Origin of the sequence: Sphaerisporangium aureirubrum, from assembly GCF_042658925.1 — a bacterium.
Lineage (GTDB): Bacteria > Actinomycetota > Actinomycetes > Streptosporangiales > Streptosporangiaceae > Sphaerisporangium > Sphaerisporangium aureirubrum.
Window position 1 is genome coordinate 38,082 of sequence record NZ_JBHSRF010000042.1, and the last position, 26,598, is coordinate 64,679.

The 26,598-nt window shown below is 72.7% G+C and carries 25 protein-coding genes; 12 read left to right on the forward strand and 13 right to left on the reverse strand.

All coding sequences use genetic code 11. From position 1 onward, the window contains the following. Nucleotides 1-6 precede the first annotated feature (6 nt). Nucleotides 7-471: an ATP-binding protein gene (locus ACFP1K_RS24845; protein ID WP_380757427.1), complete on the forward strand. Its 465-nt coding sequence runs from the start codon at nucleotides 7-9 to the stop codon at nucleotides 469-471. A 10-nt stretch (nucleotides 472-481) separates the two neighbouring features. Here the strand turns inward: ACFP1K_RS24845 and ACFP1K_RS24850 are convergent, their stop codons facing one another. The 3 genes from ACFP1K_RS24850 to ACFP1K_RS24860 all read right to left on the reverse strand — a co-directional run bounded on the left by ACFP1K_RS24850 (nucleotide 482) and on the right by ACFP1K_RS24860 (nucleotide 4,684). Continuing rightward, the gene (locus tag ACFP1K_RS24850) at nucleotides 482-835 is read right to left on the reverse strand and encodes a VOC family protein (protein ID WP_380757429.1); all 354 of its coding nucleotides are present in this window, start codon (nucleotides 833-835) and stop codon (nucleotides 482-484) included. Nucleotides 836-891: 56 nt separating this feature from the next. Then, nucleotides 892-3,276, reverse strand: a complete 2,385-nt coding sequence (locus ACFP1K_RS24855; RefSeq protein WP_380757431.1) for a serine/threonine-protein kinase — start codon at nucleotides 3,274-3,276, stop codon at nucleotides 892-894. 151 nt (nucleotides 3,277-3,427) lie between these two features. After that, complete coding sequence (locus ACFP1K_RS24860; protein WP_380757433.1) at nucleotides 3,428-4,684, reverse strand: serine hydrolase domain-containing protein; 1,257 nt, start codon at nucleotides 4,682-4,684, stop codon at nucleotides 3,428-3,430. 191 nt (nucleotides 4,685-4,875) lie between these two features. Between ACFP1K_RS24860 and ACFP1K_RS24865 the strand changes: the two genes are divergently transcribed. Continuing rightward, nucleotides 4,876-5,556, forward strand: a complete 681-nt coding sequence (locus ACFP1K_RS24865; RefSeq protein WP_380757436.1) for a ThuA domain-containing protein — start codon at nucleotides 4,876-4,878, stop codon at nucleotides 5,554-5,556. An 11-nt stretch (nucleotides 5,557-5,567) separates the two neighbouring features. Here the strand turns inward: ACFP1K_RS24865 and ACFP1K_RS24870 are convergent, their stop codons facing one another. Together ACFP1K_RS24870 and ACFP1K_RS24875 are read right to left on the reverse strand one after the other, a co-directional pair. Beyond that, a complete protein-coding gene (locus tag ACFP1K_RS24870; protein WP_380757438.1) occupies nucleotides 5,568-6,200 on the reverse strand; it encodes a MerR family transcriptional regulator in 633 nt (210 codons plus the stop codon). Nucleotides 6,201-7,067: 867 nt separating this feature from the next. After that, nucleotides 7,068-7,784 (reverse strand): TetR/AcrR family transcriptional regulator, encoded by a 717-nt coding sequence (locus ACFP1K_RS24875; protein ID WP_380757493.1) that lies wholly within the window; start codon nucleotides 7,782-7,784, stop codon nucleotides 7,068-7,070. Nucleotides 7,785-7,955: 171 nt separating this feature from the next. On the opposite strand from ACFP1K_RS24875, the gene ACFP1K_RS24880 reads away from it, so the two are divergent. The 3 genes from ACFP1K_RS24880 (at nucleotide 7,956) to ACFP1K_RS24890 (ending at nucleotide 11,871) form a co-directional block, all read left to right on the forward strand. Then, nucleotides 7,956-9,080 carry an acetyl-CoA C-acyltransferase gene (locus ACFP1K_RS24880; RefSeq protein WP_380757440.1) on the forward strand — a complete coding sequence of 375 codons (1,125 nt, stop codon included), beginning with the start codon at nucleotides 7,956-7,958 and terminating at the stop codon, nucleotides 9,078-9,080. A 175-nt stretch (nucleotides 9,081-9,255) separates the two neighbouring features. Continuing rightward, nucleotides 9,256-10,848: a glycoside hydrolase family 3 protein gene (locus ACFP1K_RS24885; protein WP_380757442.1), complete on the forward strand. Its 1,593-nt coding sequence runs from the start codon at nucleotides 9,256-9,258 to the stop codon at nucleotides 10,846-10,848. A 111-nt stretch (nucleotides 10,849-10,959) separates the two neighbouring features. Beyond that, a complete protein-coding gene (locus tag ACFP1K_RS24890; protein ID WP_380757444.1) occupies nucleotides 10,960-11,871 on the forward strand; it encodes an SDR family oxidoreductase in 912 nt (303 codons plus the stop codon). A gap of 54 nt (nucleotides 11,872-11,925) precedes the next feature. Here ACFP1K_RS24890 and ACFP1K_RS24895 read toward each other — a convergent pair whose 3' ends face one another. Next, nucleotides 11,926-12,297, reverse strand: a complete 372-nt coding sequence (locus ACFP1K_RS24895) for a hypothetical protein (protein WP_380757446.1) — start codon at nucleotides 12,295-12,297, stop codon at nucleotides 11,926-11,928. Nucleotides 12,298-12,462: 165 nt separating this feature from the next. Here ACFP1K_RS24895 and ACFP1K_RS24900 point away from each other — a divergent pair, with 165 nt between their 5' ends. Continuing rightward, complete coding sequence (locus tag ACFP1K_RS24900) at nucleotides 12,463-13,281, forward strand: ATP-grasp domain-containing protein (protein ID WP_380757448.1); 819 nt, start codon at nucleotides 12,463-12,465, stop codon at nucleotides 13,279-13,281. A 21-nt stretch (nucleotides 13,282-13,302) separates the two neighbouring features. Here ACFP1K_RS24900 and ACFP1K_RS24905 read toward each other — a convergent pair whose 3' ends face one another. The 3 genes from ACFP1K_RS24905 to ACFP1K_RS24915 all read right to left on the reverse strand — a co-directional run bounded on the left by ACFP1K_RS24905 (nucleotide 13,303) and on the right by ACFP1K_RS24915 (nucleotide 17,288). Next, complete coding sequence (locus ACFP1K_RS24905; protein ID WP_380757450.1) at nucleotides 13,303-15,837, reverse strand: M14 family zinc carboxypeptidase; 2,535 nt, start codon at nucleotides 15,835-15,837, stop codon at nucleotides 13,303-13,305. A gap of 83 nt (nucleotides 15,838-15,920) precedes the next feature. Then, the gene (locus ACFP1K_RS24910; RefSeq protein ID WP_380757451.1) at nucleotides 15,921-16,679 is read right to left on the reverse strand and encodes an SDR family oxidoreductase; all 759 of its coding nucleotides are present in this window, start codon (nucleotides 16,677-16,679) and stop codon (nucleotides 15,921-15,923) included. Between the two features lie 264 nt (nucleotides 16,680-16,943). Further along, nucleotides 16,944-17,288 (reverse strand): hypothetical protein, encoded by a 345-nt coding sequence (locus ACFP1K_RS24915; RefSeq protein ID WP_380757453.1) that lies wholly within the window; start codon nucleotides 17,286-17,288, stop codon nucleotides 16,944-16,946. Nucleotides 17,289-17,437: 149 nt separating this feature from the next. Between ACFP1K_RS24915 and ACFP1K_RS24920 the strand changes: the two genes are divergently transcribed. The 4 genes from ACFP1K_RS24920 to ACFP1K_RS24935 all read left to right on the forward strand — a co-directional run bounded on the left by ACFP1K_RS24920 (nucleotide 17,438) and on the right by ACFP1K_RS24935 (nucleotide 21,004). Then, nucleotides 17,438-18,187, forward strand: coding sequence for a GntR family transcriptional regulator (locus ACFP1K_RS24920; RefSeq protein ID WP_380757455.1), 750 nt, complete (start codon nucleotides 17,438-17,440; stop codon nucleotides 18,185-18,187). Between the two features lie 200 nt (nucleotides 18,188-18,387). After that, entirely contained in the window at nucleotides 18,388-19,014 is a 627-nt protein-coding gene (locus ACFP1K_RS24925; protein ID WP_380757457.1) for a GNAT family N-acetyltransferase, read from the forward strand. Between the two features lie 116 nt (nucleotides 19,015-19,130). After that, the gene (locus tag ACFP1K_RS24930; RefSeq protein ID WP_380757460.1) at nucleotides 19,131-19,811 is read left to right on the forward strand and encodes a copper homeostasis protein CutC; all 681 of its coding nucleotides are present in this window, start codon (nucleotides 19,131-19,133) and stop codon (nucleotides 19,809-19,811) included. 2 nt (nucleotides 19,812-19,813) lie between these two features. Further along, entirely contained in the window at nucleotides 19,814-21,004 is a 1,191-nt protein-coding gene (locus tag ACFP1K_RS24935) for a DUF6986 family protein (RefSeq protein WP_380757462.1), read from the forward strand. A 3-nt stretch (nucleotides 21,005-21,007) separates the two neighbouring features. On the opposite strand, the gene ACFP1K_RS24940 is transcribed toward ACFP1K_RS24935, so the two are convergent. Continuing rightward, complete coding sequence (locus ACFP1K_RS24940) at nucleotides 21,008-22,339, reverse strand: FAD-dependent oxidoreductase (RefSeq protein ID WP_380757464.1); 1,332 nt, start codon at nucleotides 22,337-22,339, stop codon at nucleotides 21,008-21,010. 280 nt (nucleotides 22,340-22,619) lie between these two features. On the opposite strand from ACFP1K_RS24940, the gene ACFP1K_RS24945 reads away from it, so the two are divergent. Beyond that, on the forward strand, nucleotides 22,620-24,362 hold the full coding sequence (locus ACFP1K_RS24945) for a proline--tRNA ligase (RefSeq protein ID WP_380757466.1): 1,743 nt from the start codon (nucleotides 22,620-22,622) through the stop codon (nucleotides 24,360-24,362). 245 nt (nucleotides 24,363-24,607) lie between these two features. Here ACFP1K_RS24945 and ACFP1K_RS24950 read toward each other — a convergent pair whose 3' ends face one another. The 3 genes from ACFP1K_RS24950 to ACFP1K_RS24960 form a co-directional block, all read right to left on the reverse strand. Continuing rightward, a complete protein-coding gene (locus tag ACFP1K_RS24950; protein WP_380757468.1) occupies nucleotides 24,608-24,799 on the reverse strand; it encodes a DUF4236 domain-containing protein in 192 nt (63 codons plus the stop codon). 105 nt (nucleotides 24,800-24,904) lie between these two features. Continuing rightward, nucleotides 24,905-25,378 (reverse strand): ferritin-like domain-containing protein, encoded by a 474-nt coding sequence (locus ACFP1K_RS24955; RefSeq protein ID WP_380757470.1) that lies wholly within the window; start codon nucleotides 25,376-25,378, stop codon nucleotides 24,905-24,907. Further along, nucleotides 25,375-25,887 (reverse strand): hypothetical protein, encoded by a 513-nt coding sequence (locus ACFP1K_RS24960; RefSeq protein ID WP_380757472.1) that lies wholly within the window; start codon nucleotides 25,885-25,887, stop codon nucleotides 25,375-25,377. The genes ACFP1K_RS24955 and ACFP1K_RS24960 overlap by 4 nt, the downstream gene beginning before the upstream one ends. Before the next feature lie 187 nt (nucleotides 25,888-26,074). Between ACFP1K_RS24960 and rimP the strand changes: the two genes are divergently transcribed. Beyond that, nucleotides 26,075-26,590, forward strand: a complete 516-nt coding sequence (gene rimP / locus ACFP1K_RS24965; protein ID WP_380757474.1) for a ribosome maturation factor RimP — start codon at nucleotides 26,075-26,077, stop codon at nucleotides 26,588-26,590. Nucleotides 26,591-26,598 lie beyond the last annotated feature (8 nt).

The window sequence follows — 26,598 nt, forward strand, 5'->3', positions numbered from 1 at the left end:
GAGATCATGATGACCAGCACTGCGCCCCGCCATCGTGAGGTCCGCTGGGAACTGCCCGCCGACCCGGGCGTCAGCGCGAAATGCCGCGCGCTGGTGCGCGAGACGCTGACCGGGTGGCAGATGCCCGGTCTCGTCGACGACGTGGTGTTAGTGGTCTCCGAGCTGCTGGGCAACGCCCTCATCCACGGCGGCCCGCCGATCCTGCTCACCCTGCGCGCCGCGCGCGGCGTGCTGTCCGGCGCGGTGACCGACCGCGGCCCCGGCTGGCCGAGGATCCGCGAGGCGGGCGCAGACCGCGAGCACGGCCGCGGTCTGCGCATCGTCGCCGCGCTCACCGACGGATGGGGGGTGGACCCCGTTCCCACCGGGATCGGCAAGACGATCTGGTTCACCCTCGCGCACCGCCCGGCGGGCGAGGACCAGCCGTCGCGGCCGGTGCGGCCCGTCGTGGACTCACTGCCGTTCCAGTGAGACCGCGGACCTACAGCGGGGAGTACAGCACGAGGACGTTGCCCGAGGGGTCGCGCAGCACGGCCCGGCTCTCGTGCGGGCCCGCCTCGGGCCCGGTCACCAGCTCGGCGCCCGCGGCCGTCAGGTCGCGCACCGCCTCCTGGATGTCGTTCACCTTGTACGACGGCGCGGTGACCGCCCCGGCGACCTGCTCGGGCCCGGCCACCAGCGCCACGGTGACGCCGCCGCCGTCCAGCGCGGCGAAGCGGTCGCCGTCGCGGAACTTCACGGCCAGGCCCAGCGACTCCGAGTAGAAGGCGATCGCCTTGTCCAGGTCGCCTACCGGGATCAGCACGTTGCCGAGCTTCTGGGCGTGCGCGGTCACACTGTCCTCCATGGTGGGATGGCCGCCGGGCGGCGCCGGCGGGGGTGGTTCACGGGTCAGAGCTTCAGCCTCAGTTCGAGGGTCAGGATCGGTCCGTCGCCCTCGGGGCGGGAGGTCGGGGTGCGCGTCGGCGTGGGCTGCTCGGTGGGTTCGTCGGTGGGCTCGTCGGTCGGTTCCTCGGTGGGCTCCGGATCCGGGTCGGGGCAGGCCGGGCCACGGCGGACGAAGCTGGCGGAGTCGGCGGCCGTGCCGAGGTCCGAGGAGACCCGTGCGGTGACCCGCCGGGTGTCCACGTAGCCGCACGACGGCGTGGGGAAGCGCACGCTGAACGACCGGGTGTAGGAGGTGGCGCCCGACAGGCTCGCCGAGCGGGACGCCTCGCGCGTCGTGGTGCGCTCCCCGGAGGTGACGGCCTGCGTGAACGCCGCGCTCAGCGCGACCGCGTCGCGGGTGGCGCTGGTGACCCGGACGGTGAGCGTGGTGCCGTTCCAGGAGGTGATCGCGACGGTCGGCGGCGCGCACTTGGGACCGGAGACCCGGGTCTCCTTGACCACCGTGCCGTTGGTGGCGGGCTTGTCGGTGGTGACGCGCACCCCGAACGTCGCCGCCTTCCCGCAGGCCACCTCGCCGAGGTCGCCGGAGACCGAGAACGCGTAGGTGGTCTCACCGGTCAGCGTGCGAGACGCGCGGTCCACCACGCGCGCCGCGCCCTCGCCGTCCTGGCGGGTGAACTCGACGGCCACCCGCACCGGGCCGGTTCCCGCGGCCCGCACGTTGATCGCGGCGCTGCGGCCGTTCCAGTTCACGGCGAGGTTCTCCACGGCGGGCGGCGGGCACGCCGGGCCCTTCACCTCGACGGTCTTCGCCGCCGAGCCGTCCGAGGACTGCGGGGCGGTCGACACCGAGACCCGGCGGAACACGGACGTGCCGCAGGCCGGGGCGGTGAAGCCGCCGTCCACCACGCGGGTGTAGGCGGTGGCGCCCGCCAGCACCACGGTCCGGGTGCTCGCGGGGTTCAGGTCGCCGCGGGACGGCCCCTGGGCGAAGCGGGCGGTGAGCGTGACGTTCTGGCCGGTGGTGGCCCGCAGCCGCACGGTGGCCGCGTTGCCGTCGAACCCGGCCACGGCGAGGCCGCTCACCCGCAGCGGCGTGGGGGTGGGGGTGGGGGTGGGGGTGGGGGAGGTGGTGGTCGGCGTCGGCGTCGGCGTCGGGTTGGTGGTCGAGCCGCTCGTCGGGGTCGGGGTCGAGGTGGCGGACGGCGGGGCGGTGGCCGGTCCGCCCGAGGCGGTCGGGGTGATCTCCGTGGACGGCTCGGTGCCACTGGGCTCGGAGCTCGGCGACGGGCCGGCCGTGGGGGTCGTGTCGACCGGCGGCTGCACCGCCGCCCGCACCGTCGGCTTGGGGGAGGTGGCCAGCGACACGCCCTGCACCGGCGTGTCGCGGTTGACGGCGAGCAGCGCGATGATCACACCGGCCGCGACGATCCCGGCGCCGGCCAGTATGCGCGACGCGTACTTCGCCGGGTGCTTCAGGACGGTGCGGGCCAGGCTGGTGCTGGTGGAGGGCGCCGGCTGCGCGAGGGGGAAGCCCAGCGCGAGCAGGGCGGCCAGCTCGGCCAGGTGGCGCCGCCCGCGCTGCTCCCACTCGGGGCCGTACGCGGCGAGCGCGGCCGTCTCCAGCTCGGCGACGAACGCGCGGGCCGTGGTGGGGCGGTCGACGGGGTTCTTGGCCAGGCCGCGGGTGAGCAGCGAGCGCACCGAGCCCGGCGCCGCGTCCACGGGGATCGGGCCGTTCAGGTGCTGGTGCCGCAGGGCGGCGGTGTTCTCGGCGCGGAACGGCTTGCGCCCGGTGAGGCACTCGAAGAAGACGCAGGTGGCGGCGTAGACGTCGGTCGCGGGGGTCGCGGGGCCGCCGTTCCACTGCTCGGGCGCCATGTAGGTGGGGGTGCCCGCGGACATGCCCGGCACGCCGGCGGGGGTCGCGATGCCGAAGTCGGCGAGCTTGCTGACGCCGTCCGCCTGGACCAGGACGTTCTCGGGCTTGTAGTCGCGGTGGACGACGCCCGACGCGTGCGCGGCGGCCAGGCCCATCAGGGAGCCCTTCAGCACGACCAGCGCGGCCTCGGGGCTGGTGGAGCCGTGCTCGTGCAGGACGCGGCGCAGCGCCACGCCGTCCACGAGCTCCATGACGATGGCCGCGCCGAGGGGGCTTTCCACGTACTCGTAGAAGCGCACGATGTTGGGGTTGTCGATCTCGACCATCGTGCGGGCTTCCTCGCGGAACGCGGCGAGGAACCGGGGGTCGGTGCGTAAGTCGTCGCTGAGGTATTTGATGGCGACGTGGGCGCCGGTCTCCTCGTAGGTGGCGAGCACGACCCTGCCGCTTCCACCTGAGCCGAGCAAGCGTTCTTCCCGGTAACCCGGAACGGACCAGGCGTTCATCGTCGTCCCCTCGGAGTGCTGCTCCCGTCTCCTGACATGAAGGTCTCACCGGATAGGCGGATTGTCACGGGAATAGTAGATCGCAGGGGTGACGATTCGATTACGGAAGGTATGTCCATTAGGAATACCTCCAGGCCAGGCGTGGGGTTTTTCAGGGTTTGTCTAGGCAGTCGTAAACGGCCTCGGCCAGGCGGTAGGCGCGCGCGTTGCCGGTGGTGGTCTGGACGAGCCTGTTCATCGTGTACGCCATGCCGAGCCGGTGCCGCACGTCGCCGAGACCGAGGGAGCCGCCGAGGCCGTTGTGGCCGAACGCCGTCTCGACGCCCGCGCGCGGGGTCGGGAAGGTCATGGAGGGGCGCATGTAGCCGAGGCCGAAGGAGCTGTCCAGGACCAGCACCCGGTCCGGGCCCTGGACCCGGCGGCGCGTCGCGTCGCGGAGCGTCTCCGGCTTGAGCAGCTCGCCCGCCACCAGGTCCCGGTAGAACCCGGCCAGGTCACGCGCCGTGGTGATCAGCCCCACCGCGGGCCAGCCGGCCGCCATGATCGTCGGGTGGTTGGCGCCGCCCTTGAGCAGGTCGAGGTTGGGGTTGGCCATCGCCCGGTTCATCAGGCTGTCCCGGTCCAGGGCCGCCGTCGCCACCGCCTGCCACGGATCCTGGCTCGGTCCCGCCGCCGCTCCCGGCGCGGCGGCCCGCTCCGCGCTTCGCGCTCCGGCCTTCTCCGCGCCTTTCCGCTCGGCGGCGGCGTTCCCGCCGGCGCCGGGGGCGACGCGGTCGCCCGCGGACAGGCGCGCGGCGCGGGTGATGACGTCGGCCGGGGCGCCGAGCCACATCGCGAGGCCCCGCGGGCCGGCGATCTCCTCGGCCAGGAGCTCGCCCACGCTGCTGCCGGTGACCCGGCGGACCACCTCGCCGGCCAGGAAGCCGTAGGTGATGGAGTGGTAGCCGTGGGCGGTGCCCGGCTCCCACAGCGGCGCCTGCCCGGCCAGGCGGTCCGCGATGGCGGGCATGTCGCCGAACTCCTCGACCGGCACCGGGCTCTCCACCACCGGCAGCCCCGCCTGGTGGGTGATCAGGTGCTCGACCGTCACCCTCTCCTTGCCCGCCGCGGCGAACTCCGGCCACACTTCGGCGACCGGCGCGGTGACGTCGACCAACCCCCGCTCGGCCAGCCGCAGCAGCACCGTCGCGGCGACGGCCTTGGTGCACGAGTACGAGAACACCGGGGTGTCCCGCTCCCACGGACGCCCGGTGTGCCGGTCCGCGACCCCGTCCCACAGGTCCACCACGGGCTCCCCGTCCAGATGGACGGCGAAGGCCGCGCCGAGTTCCTCACCCGCGGCGAAATGTCCCTCGAAGACCTCGCGAACCCGGTCGAACCGGGGATCGCAGTGCCCCTGCGCGGCCATCGGAACCTCCATGCGAAAGGAAGCGCTTACTTGGTCGTGAGCCTAACATCCACGTTCCGCGCGGTCCCGGGACAGGCGGCGGAGCCGTGAAATCGCGTCGTCCGTGACGCGCGGATGACGGTGGTGGAACGTCTTCGTCACTTGTGAGACGGGTGTGGGTGGGCGGGCCGGATTCGTGATGAGGTGGGGCCGTGGCGACGAACTTGATCCTGTCGGGGGGAGTCGCGCACGACTTCCCCGTCACGTCGGCGGCGCTCGCGGAGGTCATGGCCGAGGTGGGCGTCGAGTCCACCGTCACCGAGGACATCGCGGGCGCGCTGCGCGACCACCCCGCCGTCGATCTGATCACGGTCAACGCGTTGCGCTGCTGCATGGACGGCGGCTGGTCGGCCTCCCAGGAGGGCGGCGCGGCGTTCCGTCTGCCCCCCGTGGCCCGCGCGGCCCTGCTGGCCCACGTCGAACGCGGCGGCGGCCTGCTCGCCATGCATTCCGCCGCCATCTGCTTCGACGACTGGCCCCACTGGCGTCGCATGCTGGGCGCCGCCTGGCGCTGGGGCACCTCGCACCACCCGCCCTGCGGCCCGGCCGACATCCACCTCAGGGGCGACCACCCCATCGTCTCCGGCCTGGCGGACTTCACCCTGACCGACGAGGTCTACAGCGACCTGTCCGTCGTCCCCGGCGTCGTCCCCCTCGCCAGCTCCAAGGGCGAGCCGCTGGTCTGGGCGCAGCAGCTGTACCGCGGCAGGCTGGTCTACGACGCCCTGGGACACGACGCCCGCTCCTACGAGAGTCCCGGGCACCGCGCCCTGATCCACAGCGCGACGCTCTGGCTGCTGAACCGCCCGCCGCACGAGCGCCCCGCCGGCTGAGCCCGGCCCGGTCAGGCGCCGAGGAGGCGGGCCGAGGCGGACTCGTGGGCGAGCCTGCGCAGCACGTCGAAGATCCTGCCGTACAGGACGGTGCCGACGACCAGGGACTCGACGGCGGCCTCGCGGGTGCCGTCCCAGGGGATCTTGCCCATCTCGTGGCCGGAGACCAGGTCCATGACGACGGAGGCGTAGTGGCGCAGGTCCTCTTCCGGGGCGGGACGGCCGAGGCGCTCCAGCCGGGCCAGGATCCAGGCCAGCTCGGCCCGGGTGGGGGCGTCCGCCCGGACCTGCCAGCCGAGGTCGCCGATCAGCCGGTCGACGCGCCCGCGGGCCCGGGCTCGTTCCTCGTCCCCGGGGTCCTCCTCGACGGCCGGGGCGAGGGCGTAGTGAGCGGTCCCGAGCATGGTGTGGACGGGTGTGTCCTCGTCCTCGACCGCCGCGACGATCTTGGCGATCGCGGCCACGGGGAGCCCGCCGACCTCCAGCAGGGCCCGGATGAGCCGCAGCCGCCGCAGGTGGGCCTCGCCGTACTCGGCCCGGGTGGCGGCCGTGGAGACGCCCTGGGGGAGCAGCCCCTCACGCAGGTAGTACTTGATGGTGGGCACCGGCACCCCGGAGGTGGCGCTGAGCTCGGAGATGCGCATGGAGACGATGGTACCCCCTCATGGATAGTCATGCTATCCAATCCGCTGTGCCCGCCGGCGCCGTGTTCCCGGGGAAGGGCTAAGGAGTGCTCTGCTGCCGGCCGTAATGCCGCTGCTCCGGCTTCACCTGCTGCCAGATGAGGGGATGCCGATCGACCTGCCCTGCGATCACTTCATAGAGACTCGCGGAATCCGGCCGGATGTAGTAACCGCGCCACACGCTGCATTCTTTGATCCCGGGATCCCGATGCAGGAGGATAGGATCGCCCCGTAGCTCGACGGATCGGCCTTGGGGCGAAGCGTGTAGAAAACCCCGACGAGAATGTTCCCGTGGCAGTACACCTTCATGTTCCACCGTCACCCGCTCTCGGTGTCGGGGAAATAGCGTTTGACCGAGACGTCGAGGGTCGACCCGTGCTGGCGTACCCGCATGACCTCCCGGCGTTCGCCTTGCCCCCGCCCAGGTAGAGGATCGCGTACCACTGCCCGGCGAATTCTCCGTTGCGGGAGCGGTACGCGGATATGCCCCAGGCGATCAGACCCTGAATCGCCAGAGTGGCAAGAGCGCCCGCGAAGGTGGTTCCCGTCGCGTCCGGCGGGCAGGGAATAGCCGTCGATCATGCGATCTATTCGCGCGAGATTGTCGTGGGGAAACATTCCCTCACGGCTGAGATGTGCCGCCCAGTCCGACATGGTGAAACCTGGGCGAAGGGTGTTGTCCCAATCGAGGACGGCCAGCCTGTGCTCGACCTGGGGGCTGTTTTCCGTCCGGGGCAGACTCACTGGGAAGCTCTCCCGATCCTCGAATGACAGGGGCGGCCGGCCTTGCTTCCCGGGTACGCGGCGGCGGGACCGCTGGCGGCGGGTTCAGGGCTTCTGGCTGGTGCGTTCTCCGGTGCCGAGGCCGTCGAACAGGACGGTGATGTAGTGCTCGGCGAGGGTGGTGGTGTTGAGGCGGCCGCCGGAGCGGAACCAGCGGACGGCGACCCAGATGGTGTCGCGGATCATGCGGTAGGTGAGCTTGGGGTCGACGTCGGGGCGGAACGAGCCTTCCGACTGGCCGCGCTTGATCTGCTCGACCCACATGCGCTCGACCTCGTCCTCGGCCTTGATGAGGTAGTCGAAACGGTCGCCGGGCAGCGAGCGCAGGTAGTTCCAGTCGTTCTGCATGACGGTGATGGCGGCGCGGTGGGGCTCCAGGGTGCTGAAGCCGATGCGCACCATCTCGGACAGCACGGTGCGGGCGTCGTCCCCGTGGTCGAGGGCCGCGCGGTAGCGGCCGATCAGGTCCTTGAGGAAGGTGGACAGGACCTCGTCGACGATGGTCTCTTTGGAGTCGAAATGGTGATAGAGACTGCCGGAAAGGATGCCCGCCTCGTCGGCGATCTCGCGTACCGTGGTCGCCTGGAAGCCCTTGCGCGCGAAGAGCTCGGCGGCCAGCTTGACCAGGTGGTCGCGGCGCTCGGAGGCCGTGCCGTTCGACCCCGCCCGCCGGGCGCCCCCCTGGCGCCTCGGTGCCGAACCTCCCCGGGAGGGGGTGCCCGCGGCCGTGTCCGCGACCGTGCCGCCGGAGTTCTTTCGCATGTTCACGTCCTCCATTATGAGCCTCCACGCAATCGCTTGTTCGCCTAATGGGAGGGACGAGAAGCCTGCTCACCCCTGGTGTAAGAGGCTACCAAGCGCTTGTTACGCTGCCGATGACCGATATGCGGGGCCGCGTCGGACGCGGCGGAGGGACCGGAAGGACGGCGCGTGATGGCGGACGCGTACATCGTGGGCGCGGTGCGGACCCCTGTCGGCCGCCGGGGCGGCGGCCTCGCCGGGGCCCATCCCGCCGACCTCGCCGCCCACGTGCTGCGCGCGCTGATGGATCGTACCGGTGCCGATCCCGCGGCCGTCGAGGAGGTCGTGCTCGGCGGCGCCGCCGCCCCCGGCCCCCGGGCGGGCAACGTCGCCAGGATCGCCTGGCTGGCCGCCGGGTTACCCGAGGCGGTCCCCGGCGTGACCGTGGACCACGGGTCCGGATCCGGCCAGCAGGCCGTCCACTTCGCCGCCCAGGCGGTGCGCGCCGGGGACGCCCGGCTGGTCGTCGCCGGGGGCGTGCAGAACATGAGCGCCGTCCCGGCGGGGGAGCAGGTGTCCCCGGCCGCCGGGTCCCGGGGCTGGGCCGCCCGCTACCGCGGCAAGGAGCCGTCCGAGTGGCGCGCCGCCGAGCTGGTCGCCAGGCGCTGGGAGCTGTCCAGGGGCGAGCTGGAGGAGTACGCGCTGGAGTCCCACCGCCGGGCGGTGGCGGCGGGGGACGCGGGCCGCTTCGCCCGCGAGATCGCGCCGGCCCTCGGGATGCTCGCCGACGAGACGCCGCGCCGGGACCTCACCCCCGAGGCACTGGCGGCCCTGCCGCACCGGGCCGAGGGCGACCGGCTGACCGCCGCCCTGGCCGCCCCGCCCGCCGACGCCGCCGCCGTCCTGCTGATCGCCTCCCACGAGGCCGTGCGGACGCACGGCCTGGTCCCGAGGGCCCGGCTGCGCCACATGTCCGCCAGGGGCGGGGACCCGGCCGCGCCGCTCGCCGCCCTGATCCCCGCCACCGAGCACGCGCTGCGCGCGGCGCGCCTGAAGCTCGACGACATCGACGTGGTGGAGGCCGACGAGCGGTTCGCCCCCCTGGCCCTCGCCTGGCTGCGGGAGACCAGGGCCGATCCCGAGCGGGTCAACCCCTCGGGCGGCGCGCTCGCGCTCGGCGACCCTCTGGGCGCGCACGGTGCCCGGATGCTGACCTCGTTGCTGAACGAGCTGGAGCGCACGGACGGCCGGTTCGGCCTCCTGGTCGTGTCCACGGGTCTGGACCAGGCCGCTGCTACCATCATCGAGCGCCTTTGACCGGCCGAACCGGGAAATGCAATGGTCGGAGATATGGAAAATAGGAAACTTTCCTATTAGATTGGCGTGCGTCCCGCTCTGAGGGCGCGTGGCCACGGCCCCGGCCCGCAGACGCGGGCCCTCGGTTCGCCGTACCCAGGCACGAGCCGCCACGACCCGCCAGGCGAGGAGAGTGATGAAGCGCAGCCCCGAGCTCCTGCGTCTAGCCGATTCGGTCCTGTTGCCGGGGTTCGAGGGCGAGACGCCACCCGACTGGCTGCGCCGCCGTCTCGGGGAGGGCCTGGCCGGCGTCGTGCTGTTCTCCCGCAACATCGGAACCCTGCCCCGGCTCGCCGAGCTGACCGCCGCGCTGCGCGCCGAGCGGCCGGACGCCGTCATCGGCGTCGACGAGGAGACCGGCGACGTCAGCCGCCTGGAGGCCCGCACCGGCAGCTCCCGGCCCGGCAACTACGCCCTCGGCGTGGTGGACGACGTCGCGCTCACCGAGGAGATCGCCCGGGGCCTCGGCGCCGACCTGGCCGTCCTCGGGGTGAACGTCGACTTCGCGCCCGCGGCGGACGTCAACAGCAATCCCGACAATCCGGTCATCGGATTGCGGTCCTTCGGCGCGGATCCCGCGCTGGTGTCGCGGCACACCGCCGCCTGGGTGCGGGGGCTCCAGGCGGCGGGTGTCGCGGCCTGTGCCAAGCACTTCCCCGGCCACGGCGACACCGCCGTCGACTCCCACCACGGCCTGCCCGTGGTGGCGGCCACGCCCGAGCGGCTGCGCGAGGTGGAGCTGCGGCCGTTCCGCGCGGCCGTCGAGGCGGGGGTCCGCATGGTCATGACCGGGCACCTGCTGGTCGCCGCCTGCGACCCCGGCATGCCCGCCACGCTGAGCCGCCGGGTGCTGACCGGCCTGCTGCGCGAGGAGATGGGCTTCGGCGGCGTCATCGTCACCGACGCCATCGAGATGGCCGCGGTGACCGAGCGGTACGGCATCGGCGGCGCGAGCGCGCGGGCCGTGGCGGCGGGCGCCGACCTGATCTGCGTCGGCGGCGAGAACGCCGGCGAGGACGTGGTGCTCGCCATCCGCGCCGCCATCGCCGACGCCGTCACCGAGGGCCTGCTCCCGGAGGAACGTCTCGCCGACGCCGCCCGCCGCACCGCTGAGCTGACCGCATGGACCGAGTCCCTGCGAGCCGTCCCGGCCGCGTCCGCCGCCGCCGGGCCGGTCAGGATCACGGCCGGTTCCGGCGGGCAGGACGCGCCCGTCGCGGGGGAGCCCGGCGTGGACGCCCCGGCCGGGCTGGTCGCCGCGCGGCGGGCCGTGCGGGTCACCCGGGGGGACTGGGAGGTGCCGCCGGGGGGCGCGGCGCCGTACGTGGTGGAACTGGCGCCGCTGATGAACCTCGCCATCGACAAGCACACGCCGTGGGGGGTGGGGGAGCCGCTGGCCAAGATGCTCCCCGGCACCACGGTGGTGCGGTTCGACCAGGAGGGATGGTCGGCGGCGACGGGGCCGGACCGGGTGCTCGGCGAGGTCGTGCTGGGCCCCGCGGCCGGGCGCCCGCTGGTGATCGTCGTCCGGGACGCCCACCGGCATCCCTGGCAGACCTCCGCGCTCGACCTGCTGCTGGGCGCCCGGCCGGACGCCGTGGTCGTCGAGATGGGCCTGCCCGGCCGCACCGACCTCGGCGCCGTGCACATCGCCACCCACGGCGCGGCCCGCGTCTGCGGCCAGGCCGCCGCGGAGGTCCTCGCGGGCATGCTGGACGGCCGTTCCTGAGCCGGTTCGAGCGCCGGTCCGCAGGTCCCAGGTTGGTGTCAACCTCGTCATATATACATAAATCGCGATTTATCGGGAAACTTTCCATGATCAGTGAAAGAGGAACGGTGAATGAGCGGTATAAACGCGGGCCGGGTCGTCGTGGTGACCGGGGCGGGCCGGGGGATAGGGCGGGCGCACGCGCTCGCGTTCGCCCGCGAGGGCGCCAAGGTGGTGGTCAACGACCTCGGCACCGAGCCGCACGGTGGGGGACGCTCGCCGGAGCCCGCCAGGGCGGTTGCCGAGGAGATCAACGACCTCGGCGGCCAGGCGGTCGCCAACTGTGACGACGTGACCGACTGGGACGGCGCGGCGCGGCTGGTCAAGATGGCGGTGAGCGCCTTCGGCGGCCTGGACGTGCTGGTGAACAACGCGGGCTTCGTCCGGGACCGCATGATCGTCTCGATGACCGAGGACGAGTGGGATGACGTGGTGCAGGTCCACCTCAAGGGGCATTTCCTGCCGCTACGGCACGCCGCCGCGTACTGGCGGGAGCGCTCGAAGGCCGGTGACCGGGCGGACGCCCGCGTGATCAACACCTCGTCCGGGGCGGGGGTGCTCGGCAGCGTCGGCCAGGCCAACTACGCGGCGGCCAAGGCGGGGATCATCGCCCTCACCTACACCGCGGCCGCCGAGCTCGGTCAGTACGGCGTGACCGTCAACGCCATCACGCCCGCCGCCCGCACCCGCATCACCGAGGAGGTGTTCGCCGACATGGTGGCGCCCCCGGAGTCGGGCTTCGACGTAATGGATCCCGCCAACGTCGCCCCGCTGGTCGTCTGGCTGGGGTCGCCGGAGTCCGCGCACGTCACCGGGCGGGTGTTCGAGCTCGAAGGGGGCATGATCTCCATCGCCACGGGCTGGCGGCACGGGCCGGGGGTGGACAAGGGGGCCAGGTGGCGCCCGGTGGAGGCCGGCGAGGCCGTCGCCAAGCTCATCGCCGACGCCCCGCAGGCGGAACCGGTGTACGGCACCTCGGGCTGAACGGGAACGGCCCGCCGTGCGCGGCGGGCGCGGCGGGTGCGTGGGCGGCCGGGGTCAGTAGAAGGCGTAGCACTCGACCTCGGCGCGGCGGGCGGTGAGGCCCTGGGCCACGGCGAGGCGCACGCAGCCCTGCTCCCGCGCGCTGAGGGCCAGTTCGCCGCAGACGGTCACGCTGGAGTAGGTGCGGCAGTCGAGGGCCTCGGCGGGGCGGCGGCCGACGGCGTACCTCTGCGTGGTGCGCGCCCGGCAGTCCGCCCGCGCGGCGGGGGTGTCGGCGTAGCGGCACTGGCTCATGAGGACGTTGTACTGGTCCCGGCTGACGTAGGTCTTCTCGTTGGCGTCCGGCGGTCCCCCGGCGGAGGCCGGGCCGATCGTGCCGGACATGGCGATGGTGGCGAGCGCGACGACCATGGCGACGTTCTTCATGACATCCCCCCCGTCATGTCATTCATCTACCCACGCGACCGCCTGTCGAAGAACCCAGCGGCCTAAAACGCCTGATGGGGGCATATCGGCGACCGCGGTATCACGGCATAAGTGACATGTCCGTACGATGCCTACGATGCTGACAGGTTCACGGGTGGGAGAGCTGTGCTGAAGGTCGCATATGTCACCTACGACGGTCCGGACCCCGACCGGGAGCTCGTGCTGGCCGACTGGGCGCGGGCCGGGATCGACGGCCGGGCGGTCCGCTGGGACGATCCCGCCGTCCGCTGGGAGCGCCACGACGCCGCGGTGGTGCGCTCCACCTGGAACTACGTCCACCGGCGCGACGAGTTCGTGGCGTGGGCGTACAAGGTGGAGGGCGTCACGCGGCTGCTCAACCCGGCCGCGATGCTCGACTTCAACTCCGACAAGTCCTACCTGCGCGGCCTCGGCGTGCCCACGGTGCCCACCCACTGGATCAGGCCGGGCGATCCGCTGGAGCTGCCCGATCTCGCCGAGTACGTCGTCAAGCCGTCGGTCTCGGCGGGGGCGCGCGACACGATCCGCACGGCCGACCGCGCGGCGGCCGGGGAGCACGTCCGGCGGCTGGTCGCGGGTGGCCGGGTGGCGATGGTCCAGCCCTACCTCGGCATGGTGGAGGACGAGGGGGAGACCTCGCTGATCTATTTCGGCGGCGCGCTCAGCCACGCCCGCCGCCGCAACGCGATGCTGGCCCCGGACCTCCCCGCGGGCACCCACCTCGGCACGCTCGCCCGCGAGCCCGGCGACGACCAGCTGGACCTCGCGGCCAGGGTCCTCGCCACGCTACCGGAGACGCCGCTGTACGCCCGGGTCGACCTGGTCCGCCTCGCGGACGGTGCCCCCGCGGTGATCGAACTGGAGCTGGTGGAGCCCCATCTCTACCTGTCCGACACCCCGGGGGCGGCCGGCCGCCTCACCGCCGCCCTGCTCGGCCTCCTGTGAGCCGAGCAGGGCGGCGGAGGGTCATCCCTGCGGCAGCACGACGGCCATCGGCCGCACCCCGGCGGCGCGCAGCGCCGACGGCAGCAGGGACGCCCACGGGTGCTCGTGGACGCCGAGCCCCTCGGGGTTGTCCACGACCAGCCGGACGGCGCCGCCCGGCGCGGCCTCCTCGGTCCAGCGGGCGCCGAAGCCCGCCAGCACCTCGGCCACCTTCGCCTTGTCGGCCGCCGCGGCGGTCACCCGGATCGGCGACTCCAGCGGCGGCAGCGCGACGGGCGCGGCGGACGGGCTCGCCGCCCGCGCCCGCGCGGCCGGCCCGGCGGGCAGGGCCGCGCCGATCGCGTTGGTGAGGATGCGGGACGTGCCGTCGGTGAACGCCCGGAAGTTGGGCTCGGCGGCGAACAGCACCACATGACCCCCGCCGAGCGGCTCGTCCAGGGCCGCGGCCGTGCCGCCCAGCTCCTCCGCGCCGAGCTGGAAGCCCGACACGAACCAGTCGGCCGATCCGGCCGCCGGGTACGACGCCACCACCTGCGCCGGGTCGGAGGCCCGCATCAGCGCGTCGTAGGCGTAGAACTGCCAGGCCGTCGAGCCGACGCCCGCCGACAGCGGGCCCTTGGCGACGTTCACCCGGATCAGCGAGCCGGGCACGTCGGAGGTGGGCGAGGTGAAGGTGGCGGTGCTGATCCCGGCCAGCGAGGCGAGCTGGGCGCCGCCGCTCCAGCCGACGTACCGTCCGCCGTCGCTCACCCAGGCGCGCAGCGCGTCCCGGCCCGCCTGGCCGAGCGCGGTGTTCGCCGAGGCCGCGGGCCCGGCGGGCGCCAGCACCACGTCGAGGCCCGCCAGCTTGCCCGCCGCCACGTCGGCGGGGGACAGCAGCGTGTACGGCAGCTTCCAGTCACGGTCCAGGCGGTGCCGCAGCCACCCGGTGGACTCCACCGCCGACGACGAGGTGGCCGACAGGCGCAGCACGCCCACCTTGGGCCCCGCGGCGGGCGCGGGCGGCGACACGACGGGCGCCACGTCCTTGGCGGGGGCGCCGAGGACGGGGAGCAGCGCGCCGGAGGACCCGCCGGACACGTTGGCGAGCAGCGGCAGGCTCCAGGCGGTCACGTCGTAGAAGTAGGGGAACGGCGTGTAGCTGTCCTCGCCGAGCATGGCCTGGATCCAGTGCTTCTGGCCCTGCGCCATCGGGATCCAGTAGGTGCCCTTGGGCAGCGTGGCGCGCCCGGGGGCCCGGCCGTACTCCTTGAAGTCCGGCACGGTGAGCGACTTGGCCAGCGTGAAGACCTTCACGTCCATGCGCTGGAGCCGCCGCACGATCGACGTGACGGCCGCCTTCTTGGCCGGGTCGTCGGCGCGCAGGAAGTAGTGGCGGATCTTGCGGTCGGGCACCTGGGTGATGATCTCGTTGCCCGGGTTGTAGATCTGGTTCGGCTCCAACTGGCCCGCGAGCCCCTGCCGGAACGCGTCGGCGTACATGCCGTGCCACGTGGTCAGGATGTTCTTCTTGTTGGCCGCGGCGGCCGACAGGGTCACCCACTGGGTGAGGGCCTGCTCGGCGGTGCGGGTGGCGATGGGGGAGCTGCCGCCCTTCTCGAACGTCATGCCGGCCGCGTTGAAGCCGGTGGTCGGCACCGTGTCGCCGTACCCCATGTAGAGCAGGTCGTAGACGTCCCGGTTGGTGAAGGGGATGCCGCGCTTGGTGAACTCGTCGATCATCGCCTGGCCGTACAGGTCGCTGATCCACGAGTACGCGGGCTCGGCGATCTCGTGGTGGATCGGGTCGGCGTTCGGCGGGAAGAAGTACGCGGTGCCGCCCTGCTCGTGCGCGTCGATGTAGACCTGCGGCGGGTACTTGCGCAGCATCTCCAGCTTGCCGTCGGTCTCGGGCTGGGTGCGGGCGAACCAGTCGCGGTTCATGTCGAAGCCGTACGCGTTGCGCCGGTCGTCGGCCTCGCGGCCGTCGGGGTTCTGCACCGGCAGCACGACCACGATCGCGTTGTCCAGGATGCGGCGGGCGGCGCAGTCGTCCCGGTCGGACAGGTCGTAAAGGGTCTTGAGCGCGGCGTCGGCGCCGCTCTCCTCGTTGCCGTGCACGTTGCCGGTCACCCACAGTACGGCCGGGGTGTGGGCGGCGATCAGGCTCGCCAGCACGGACGGCGTGAGCGGCTCGCGCAGCGCCTTGATCGACTTCTCGACGGCGGCGAGGCCGGACTTGGTGACGTTGCCGGGCCTGCCGACGATGGCGTACTTCAGCGGGCGGCCCTGGGCGGTGGTCGCCAGGGTGCCGGAGACGACCCGGTCGGTGGCCCGGTCGATCGCGGTCAGCAGGGTGTCGGACTCGGCGGAGGTGACCTCGCGGGAGCCGAGGTCGAAGCCGAGGACGCTCGCCGGGGCGGGCACCTTGTTCAGGTACACCGGTGCGGTCCCGGCCGGGTCGCACGCGGGGGGAGTGGTCGGTCTGGGGGAGGGGTGCGCGTCGGCGACGCCCGTGGTGAGGGCGAACGCCAGCGCGGTCACGACCGGCAGGATCGCGGGAAGGCGCTTGAGCATGTGATCACCGTGGCATCACCCGGTAACCACGACAAGAGTGATCTTTTACTTTTTATGTTACAAATGCGGCGAAAGTTTCCGCGTCAGCAGGTGGAGACGCCACCGTCCACCGGGACCACCGCGCCGGTCAGGTACGCCCCCGCCCGGGACGCCAGGAAGATCGCGGCCCCGGCCATGTCGTCCGGACGGCCGATCCTGCCGAGCGGCACGTGCGATTCCACCACGGCCCTCGTGCCCGGGTCGTCCAGGGCGTAGGCCATCATCTTGGACTCGAACGGCCCGGGGGCGATCGCGTTCACCGTGATGAACTCCGGGGCGAGGGTCTTGGCCAGGTGCCGGGTCAGCATGTGCACGGCCGCCTTGGCCGCCGAGTAGGCGTAGTTCTCCACGATGGGCACCCGCAGGCCGTCCACCGAGCCGATGTTGATGACCCGGGCGGGGTCCTCGGGGGTGGCGGCGGCGCGCAGCAGCGGCAGGAACCGCTGGGTCAGGAAGAACACCCCTTTGACGTTGATGCCCCACAGCTTGTCGAAGGCGTGCCCGGGGTAGTCGGCGAGCGGCGCGCCCCAGGTCGCCCCGGCGTTGTTGACCAGCACGTCCAGCCGGTCCTCCCGCTCGGCGACCGCGGACGCCAGCGTCTCGACGCCCTCGGGGGTGGACAGGTCGGCCGGGACGGCGACGCAGCCGAGCTCGGCCCCGGTCTTCTCCACGTCGGCGGCCTTGCGCGAGGAGATGTACACCCTCGCCCCCGCCTCCGCGAAGCCCGCCGCGATCATCCTGCCGATGCCGCGCGAGCCTCCCGTGACGACGACCGTCTTGCCTTCCACCGAGAACAGGGTCATGCCCCCCGATGATGCCGCACGGCGTCGGCAGCGTCCATACCGACCGGTCGGTCCGTATCGTCGCGCCACGCCGGACGGGTTCATGCCATACGGGTTCATGCCATATGGAAATGGCGACGTGTTCCCGAGAGGTTTGCGGGGGAATGGGAAAACAGCCCGGAAATACGGAAACGTGTCCTGGCGGGCGTGGGGGACCCGCCAGGACACGTACCGCCCCGGCGCGACCGCCAGGACCCCGGCGAGGGTTGGGGTCCTGGCGGACGTTTACCGCACGGAGTCTTCGGGCGGCCGGTCCGCGGAGTCGTCCTCCCAGGTGTCCTGGGGGTCCTCCTCGGCCGGCCTGCGGAGATGGCGCTTGATGAGCTGGGCCGCACCGGTGGGGTCGCCGGACGGATGAGTGACGGTGAGACCGTCCTCGGTCCAGACGAACGAGCCCTTGCGGCACCAGACGGTCAGCTCGGTGGTCACCGAGAGGACGGACATCCCGTTGCCGCTGCTCTGGTAGGTGTGGGTGAACCCCTCACGGTGCAGCGCGTAGCGCAGCAGGCGCGTCGCCTCCCGCGGATCATGCCACGGCAGATATGCCGTTCCCGCTCGAACCGCCAGCACAGGCCCTCACCCCCTCGCCGACTCTTTGATGGATTTGTACCAACGTTTGGATAATGCGGGTCCGCGCGGCTCGGGTCAAGGGGTTGTTTGCTGTCAGATCGAGATCGTCTAGATTCGTAGGTACAAAAGGACGCAACCGTAGGTGAGATTTGGCACGGTCGACGCTGTATCAGCAGGTGGCCGGCGAGCTGCGCAGGGCGATCTACTCCGGCGAGCTCGGGCCGGGTGCCCAGCTGCCTACGGAGATGGACCTCATGGACAGCCACGAGGTCAGCCGTAACACGGTGCGCCTCGCGCTCGCCGAGCTGGAGAACGAAGGCCTGATCACCCGGATGCGCCGGCGCGGCAGCTTCGTCCGCGACCGCCGCGCTCTGCTGATGCGCCCGCAGGACGAGCTGAACTCCGCGCCCGGGGTCGTGCGCCGGGAGGCGTTCGCCGACGCGGTGACGAAGGAGGGCCGAAAGCCCGGGCAGGAGATCGAGGTCTCCATCGTCCAGCCGCCCGAGGAGATCGCCACCCGCCTCCAGCTGGAGGAGCGCGCGGTCGCGGTGGTGCGGCGCCGGCTGCGTTACGTCGACGACCAGCCCTACAACACCAACGACTCCTTCTTCCCCTACGCCCTGGTGCGCGACTCGGAGATCGCCCGCCCGGCGGACATCACGCGGGGGGCCAACCGCGTGCTGGAGGAGCTGGGCCACCGGCAGGTCCGGGTCGTGGACGACATTTCCGCGCGCATGCCGACTCCTGAGGAAGCCGCGCGGCTGCAACTTGAACCTGGTACGCCTGTTGTCGTATATGTCCGAGTCGGTTTCGACCTGGACGACCTTCCGGTCCGGGTCGCCGTCTCGGTTCTGCCCGCCGACAAGCATCTGATCAGGTACGAGCTCGCGCTGAGCTGACCTGAGCCCGACCCCGACCGGCCCCTGTGGGGGTGGCCGGTCCCCTCTCTCGCACGCCCTGGCGTTCCCGCCGCGGCCGGACACGCCCGTGACGCGTGCGGTGACCGGACTTCACCCGGGCTTTGACTGAGAAAGCCGTACGCCCAGTCCGAGCACGTTCCGTGTTCGAGGCGCTACCAACGGCCACGAAAGGATCCTCCATGTCTCCCCACACCCTTCAGCAGGCCAGGTCGCTCACTCTCCGTACCGCCACCCCGGCGGATCTTTCCGGAGTACTGCGCCTGCTGGCCGACACGGCGGGCTGGCTGCACGGACGCGGCATCCGGCAGTGGCCGGCCGCGGGCTTCCCCGCCGCGCGGATCGAGCCGCTGATCGCGTCGCAGACCCTGTACGTGCTGGACGGCGCCGACGGCGACGGCCTGGTCCCCGCGGCGACCCTCGCCCTGGACGACCACGCCGACCCGGAGTTCTGGACCCGGGGCGACCGGCCCGAGACCGCGTTCTACGTGCACAAGCTGGCGGTGGGACGTGCGTTCGCCGGGCTCGGGCTCGGCGAGACCCTGCTCGACTGGGCGGCGCTGCGTGTGGCGGCGGCCGGCCGGAGCTGGCTGCGGCTGGACTGCTCCAAGGACAACCCGGGTCTTCAGGGGTACTACCGGGGCCTCGGCTTCCGGCACGTGCGCACCGTGGACCTGCCGCACCGGGCCTCCGGCGCGCTGTTCCAGCGGCCGGCCGACCTACCCGGCCCCGCCGAGCCCGCATCGCGGTGGAGCAGGGTCACGCCCGGCGTCCAGGTGCTCCGTCCGTCGTACTCCGGGATGGCCTGACCGGCACCGTGTCAGATCCGGTCCAGAGTGGCAACGGCGGCAACTCCGGACAGCCGCCGGGTTCTATCTGGTAGCGGTCCAACTCTGGACAGGACGGTCGGATAATCTCTGGACCCATGACCGGATCGCTGCTCGAGGTGATCGCGCTTGACGTGCGCGACGCCGTGGCCGCAGAAGACGGCGGCGCGGACCGCCTGGAGATCGTGGCCGACATCTCCGCCGGGGGGCTCACCCCCGCGCCGGAGACCGTCGAAGCGATCACCAAGCAGTCCGCGCTGCCACAGATGGTGATGCTCCGGTCCAACGCCGGTTACACGGTCTCCCCGGAGGAGCTGGACGACCTGGCCCGCGCCGCGCGCTCGCTGGCCGACGCCGGGGCGGCCGGGTTCGTCTTCGGCTTCCTCGACGCGGCCGGCGTGGTCGACCTGGCGGCGACCGAGGCATTGATCCACGCGGTGACGCCGCTGCCGTGGACGTTCCACCGCGCGGTCGACAACGCCGCCGACCTGCAGGCGGGCTGGCGGGCCATCCGCCTGTTGCCGAATCTCGCCACCATCTTGACCTCCGGCGACCCCGGAGGCATCGCGGGCGGCCTGCCGATGCTGCGCGCCCGTGCCGAGGCCGGGGACGCGCCGCTGATCCTCGCGGGCGGCGGCCTGGAACCCCACCTGGTGCCCCCGCTGCTGGACTACGGGGTGCGGGCGTTCCACGTGGGCCGGGCCGTGCGGGGGTCGTGGTCCGCGCCCGTCGACCGCGAGCGGGTGCGGCGGTGGCGCGAGCTGGTGGACACGGTCTGACGGTGCGCACCACCCTCGGAGGCCACCAGGACGTCCCCGGGTTCGCCGCGGCGCACCGGGAGCAGTCCTGGCGCTACCCCGGGCCGGGTGACGCCTGGCAGCCGGTGCACACCGTGTACGTGCCCGCCGACCGCTTCGGCCCCGGCACCGCCAGGGAGTGGGGCGACGCGGCGCTCGCCCTGCTGGAGCGCCACCTGCCCTCCGCCGGGCGGCTGGCGGAGGTGTTCGGGCCGGTGCCCGGCGACCTCGCGGCGGACGTGCGGGACCGGGTGGCGCGCAAACTGGCCGCCGAGCCCGTCGAGGACCTCAGGATCGACTTCGAGGACGGCTACGGCACCCGCCCGCCCGCCGAGGAGGACGCGCACGCCGTCCGGGCCGCCGAGGCGGTGGCCGCCGCGCACGCCGGCGGCACGCTGCCGCGCCGGTGGGGCCCCCGGGTCAAGTCGTTCGCCGACGGGGACCCGGGACGGGCCCTGCGCACGCTGGACCTCCTGCTCACCGGGGTCGCCGACCGGGTGGGCGGCCTCCCGCCCGGCCTCGCCGTGACCTTCCCCAAGGTGCTGATGGAGTCCTACCTCGGGCAGTTCGCCACCGGCCTGGCCGGCCTGGAGCGGGGGCTCGGGCTGCACGCGGGCGCGCTGCGGTTCGAGATGCAGGTGGAGGCCCCGCAGACCGTGATGTTCCTCCAGCGCTCGGCCGACCTCGTGCCCTCGCTCGGCGGGCGGCTGGCCGCGGCGCACTTCGGGGTGTTCGACTACACCGCCGCGTGCGGGCTGCCGCCGGGGGAGCAGCGCCTGGACCACCCGGTGTGCGACCACGCGCGCGAGGTGATGCGCACCGCACTGGCGGGCACCGGCGTGGAGCTGTCGGACGGCTCGCTGGCCGCCGCGCCCGCCTCGGAGGCGACCGCCGACGTGCACGCGCTGTGGCGGGCGCACGCCGGCATGGTGCGCCATTCGCTGCGGCACGGCTTCTACCAGGGGTGGGACATGCATCCCTCCCACCTGGTGAGCCGCTACGCCACGGTGTACACCTTCCACCTGGCCGCCTTCGACGCCTACGCGGCCCGGGTCGCCGCCTGGGAGGCCTGCAGGGACGCCGAGGGCGGCGTGATGGACGAGCCCGCCACCGTGAAGACGCTCACGGCGGCCCTGCGCCGCGCCGGGATGGCCCTGGAGGGCACCGCCCCGTGACGGTCAGAGGGAGGGGCCGGGCAGGGGCATGCGGCCGCAGGCGGCGAACATGGCGGTACGGCCGACCAGCTTGACGTGCTCGCCCCGGCCCAGCGACGCCGCGAGGGCCGCCTCGGCCGCCTCGATGGACAGCCACTGCTGGTAGGTCACCGGGCTCACGTCCCGCGCGGCCAGCAGGTCGTCCAGCCGGGACGCCGGGGCGGCGCGCCCGGGACGGGCGGTCAGGTCGGCCAGCAGGGTGCGCACCGTCTCGGCGGCGTCCGACTTGTTGGTGCCGATCACCCCGGTCGGGCCCCGCTTGAGCCAGCCCGCGACGTACTGCCCCTCGGACACCCGCCCGGCGTCGTTCGGCACGGTCATGGACGCCTCGTCGAACGGCACCCCCGGCAGCGGCACGCTCTGGTACCCCACCGAGCGCAGCACCATGCCCGCCGGGATGACCTCGAACTCCCCGGTGCCGGTGACCCGCCCGTCCGCGAGGACGGTGCGCTCCAGCTTCAGCCCCTCCACACGGTCCGTGCCGAGGATCTCCACCGGGCGCAGCCAGAACCGCACGTCCAGCCGCCGGGGCCGTCCCGCCGACGCCCGCACGCACCAGGAGCGCAGCACCTCGACGTTCCCCCGCACCTGCCGCGACAGCGCGCTGACGTCGCTCTCGCCGGCCTCGTCGTGCCGCACCGACACGTCGCAGTTCTCCAGGTCACCCAGCTCGCGCAGCTCCTTGAGGGTGAACTTGGCGTGCTCGGGCCCGCGCCTGCCGATCATGTGCAGGGTGCGCACCTGGCTCTTGGCCAGCCGCTCCAGCACCTCCTGCGGCACGTCGGTGGCGCTCAGCTCCTCGGCCGAGCGGGCCAGCACCCGCACCACGTCCACCGCGACGTTGCCGACGCCGATCACGGCCACGTCGGTGGCGTCCAGCGTGAAGTTCTCCGGCGGCACGTCGGGATGCCCGCAGTACCAGTTCACGAAGTCGGTGGCGGCGACGCTGCCGGGGAGATCCTCGCCGGGGATGCCGAGCCGCCGGTCGACCATGGCGCCCGTGCAGTAGACGACGGCGTCGTAACAGGCGGCCAGGTCGGCGACCGAGACGTCCGTGCCGAGCTCCACCCCGCCGAGGAACCGTACCGAGGGCAGCTCCAGCACCTTGCGCAGGTAGCCGGCGATCGACTTGATCGACGTGTGGTCGGGGGCGACGCCGTACCTCACCAGCCCGTACGGGGTGGGGAGCCGGTCCAGCACATCGATCTCGACCGGTTCGCCGGCCTGCTTGGTCAGTGCCTCGGCGGTGTAAATACCGGCGGGACCGGATCCCACGATCGCCACGCGAAGCGGCATGGGGCCTCCTTAGCGGCCTCCGTCGCGGGGCTCACCGGCCCCGCGGGGTGATGGTGCAGATTGTCGTTCAACCCGGCGCTCCCGGCCAGTCGCGCACCGCGAAGGCGATCGAGATAATCCGGTTCCGTTACCCTCTCCTCTCCTCCGCGCTCGTCCGGCGGTCCCCGCGACGCGGGCGACGACCACCGGGGACTCGATAGCCTGTACACCTACCACCAGTTGTCAACCTCCCAGACCCCCCGAATCTTTCAACAGCCGACCCCGCGACCGAGGAGTAGCCGTGCTGCTGCGTATGTCCACCCTGTTCCTTCGCACCCTGCGCGAGGATCCGGCGGACGCGGAGGTTCCGAGTCACAAGCTGCTCGTCCGCGCCGGCTACGTCCGCCGCGTCGCGCCCGGCGTCTACTCCTGGCTGCCGCTCGGCAAGATCGTCCTGGAGAACGTCGCCCGCGTGGTGCGCGAAGAGATGAACGCCATGGGCGGCCAGGAGGTGCTGTTCCCGGCCCTGCTGCCCCGTGAGTACTACGAGGCGACCGGCCGGTGGTCCGAGTACGGCGACACGCTGTTCCGGCTCAAGGACCGCAAGGGCGCCGACTACCTGCTCGGGCCCACCCACGAAGAGATGTTCACCGACATGGTGAAGGGCGAGTACTCCTCCTACAAGGACTACCCCGTCACCCTGTACCAGATCCAGACGAAGTATCGCGACGAGGCGCGGCCCCGGGCGGGCATCCTGCGCGGGCGCGAGTTCGTCATGAAGGACTCCTACTCCTTCGACCTGGACGACGACGGCCTCAAGCGCTCCTACGAGCAGCACCGCGAGGCGTACATCAAGCTGTTCGACCGGCTCGGCATCGACTACAAGATCTGCTTCGCGATGTCGGGCGCCATGGGCGGCTCGGCGTCCGAAGAGTTCCTCGCGCCCGCCGAGACCGGCGAGGACACCTTCGTGGCCTGCCGGAACTGCGGGTACGCCGCCAACGCCGAGGCGGTCCTCACGCCCCCGCCCGCCCCCGTGACCGGCGAGCGGCCCGCCCTGCGGGTGCTCGACACCCCCGGCACCCCGACCATCGAGACGCTGGTCTCCTACGTCAACGAGCACTACGGCCTCGGCGTCACCGCCGCGGACACCCTCAAGAACGTCGTGGTCAAGGTGCGTGTGCCCGGCGCGGCCGAGGCCGAGACCCTGGTCATCGGGGTGCCCGGGGACCGCGAGGTCGACTTCAAGCGCCTGGAGGCGTCGCTGTCGCCCGGCGTCCCGGAGATCTTCGAGGCGGCCGACTTCGCCAGGCACCCCGGCCTGGTCCGCGGCTACATCGGCCCGCAGGTCCTCAAGGAGCTCGGCATCCGCTACCTCGTCGACCCCCGCGTGGTGGAGGGCTCGTCCTGGGTGACCGGCGCCAACGAGCCCGGCAGGCACGCCGCGCACGTCGTGGCGGGCCGCGACTTCGAGCCCGACGGCACCGTCGAGGCCGCCGAGGTCAGGGCCGGCGACGACTGCCCGAGGTGCGGCCACGCGGTCGCCATCGACCGCGGCATCGAGATCGGCCACATCTTCCAGCTCGGCCGCAAGTACGCCGACGCCGCCGGCCTGGACGCCCTCGGCCCCGACGGCAAGCCGATCCGCATCACCATGGGCTCCTACGGCGTCGGCGTCTCGCGCGCGGTCGCGGTGCTCGCCGAGCAGCGGCACGACGCGCTCGGCCTGGTGTGGCCGCGCGAGGTGGCGCCCGCCGACGTGCACGTCGTGGGCACTGGCAAGGACAACCAGGTCGAGGTGGCGCTGCGGCTGGCCGAGGAGCTCCAGGCCAAGGGCCTGCGGGTCCTGGTGGACGACCGCCCCTCGGTCTCCCCCGGCGTGAAGTTCAAGGACGCCGAGCTGCTGGGCGTCCCCACCATCCTGATCGTCGGCCGCGGCCTCGCCCAAGGCGTCGTCGAGCTGCGCGACCGCCTCACCGGCGAGAAGCAGGAGATCCCGCTGACCGACGCCACCGCCCGCGTCGTGGAGGCCTGCGCGGTGTGACCGTGGAGGCCTGCCCGGTGGTCGTGGAGGTCTGCGCGGTGTGGTCGTGGAGGCCTGCGCCGTGTGACCGTGGCGCCTCGCGGACGTGAGCCGTGACGAGCGACGGCGGGCGCCCCGCCGCCTGGGGGCGCCCGCCGTGGAAATCCGGTTGGAACCCGCCCCCCGCCGGGAGGCCCGGCGGGCAGGGCGGGGAGGTAAAGACCGGCCGGCCCGGGCAGGGCGGGCGGCCGGTCGGCTCGTGGGTGTCAGCGCTTGCTGCTGCCCAGCGTCTTCTTCCAGTGCAGGCCGCCCGGCAGGTTCACTGTGATGGTGCGCCGCCCGTCGGCCGTTTTGGTGACGCGGAAGCCACGATTGCCGTAGCTGTGTCCGACACCGCCGCGGGACAGGTTGAGCCGGAACGGGCCCAACTTGATCGACTTACGGTAACTCCAACCCATTGTGTTCCTCCGTGGTATCCGGTACACGCCGAACTACCCCGGACACGGGCTACAAACGTTGAAAAATCAGCATGAGCCCCTACGGATAGGGCTTTTCCCCCGCCTCTATTGGTTCAGGGACACCGGGGGAGTGGTGCTGGGGCGGGACGGGGACGGCGACGGGTCGCGGGACGGCCAGCCGGGGAAGGCGGCGATCGCGGGGCGCCAGGCGTAGGCGCGCACGGTGCACTCCTGCATGGCGAGCGCGGCCAGGCGGCGCAGGGAGAAGTCGTCGACCGAGGCCAGCTCCAGGTAGGCGGCGGTAACGCGGTCCTCGACGAACGCGGCGAGCCGGGCGGCGTCCGCGCCGGTGACCACCGGGAAGGGCAGCTCGTACGACGCGCCAGCCTCCGCCGGGGTGCCGCCCCTGGCCATGATCAGGCCGCGGATCTGGTCCCGGCGGGCCCGGTGGGCGTTGAAGCCCGCCGCCGCCGAGGAGCGCTGCGTGCCGCCGGTGCGGGCGCCGACGACGCCGTAGGCGTACACGGCGGCGTGCTCGGCCTCGAGGACCTTGTTCAGCCCTGCCGGCGGATCGGTCACGACACCCTCGCCAGCGCCACCGCGTGCGCCGCCTCGCAGGCGCCGATGCAGGACAGCAGCTGCGCCAGCGACGGCGAGACGCCGTCGATCTGGCGCGGGCGGGTGGCCGCCGCCTCACGCTCCAGCTGGCGCAGCCTGCTCACCGGAACCCGGGCCCCCTGCGTGGACGGCGACGGCGACGGCGACAGGGACGGCGCGGGGGAGGAGGCGGCAGGCGAGGGCCGTGGCGGCAGGCGGCGGCGCAGCTCGGCCAGGTGGGCCTCGTGGCGGCGCTGGAACGGCTGCAGCTCGGCCGCGCGGTCGCCGCCGGACGCGGCGGCCCGGCGGTACAGCGCGATCATCTCTTCCTTGGCCGCGATGACCTTGGTGAGCAGCACGGTCTCCGGGTCGGGGGGCGCCGGCTTGGGCGGTGCGGGTGGGGGCGCCGAGCAGCCGGCGGCGGCCACGACGGCCGCTCCGGCGGCGGTGCCGCGCAGCACGGCGCGCCGGGTCAGGGCACGCTGACGCACGGTGCGGCCTCCCGAGGGTGACATTTTCTGCTGGACTGGCACTTAGCATCGTACGGCGCGGTACCGGGTGGGTGACCGAGTGACGCTCTTTCCGCGCCCGGGTGTCGATAGGCTTGTGAACCGTTGGGGCGAGGTACGCCTTCGGCCACTGAGCGTGGTGGCCGACAATTTCACCTGGGAGGTCAGCATGGGCGCAGATGCTCGACGTGACCGCCTGATCAAGCTTCTCGCACCCGTCGCCGCCGCCGAGGGTCTCGATCTCGAAGACATCACGATCACACCGGCCGGCCGGCGGCGCCTCCTGAGAGTCGTCGTGGACGGCGACGGCGGGGTGAGCCTCGACAAGGTCGCCGACATCAGCCAGATCGTCTCCCAGACGCTGGACGACAGCGACGTCATGGGCGGCAGCCCGTACGTCCTGGAGGTGACCTCGCCCGGGGTCGACCGGCCGCTGACCGAGCCCCGCCACTGGCGCAGGGCGACCGGCCGGCTGGTCAGGGCCGACCTGCGTGACGGCGGCTCGATCGAGGGCCGCGTGCTGGTCGCGGACGACTCCGGTGTCGAGCTGGACACCGCCGGCGCCGCGTGCCGGCTGGAGTGGGAACAGCTCGGCAAAGGGCGTGTGCAAGTGGAGTTCCGCCGGCTCGACGACGAGGACCGGCTCGACGAGGAAGACGCCGGCGACGACGGCGGCGAGGGCTAGGGGGGAGC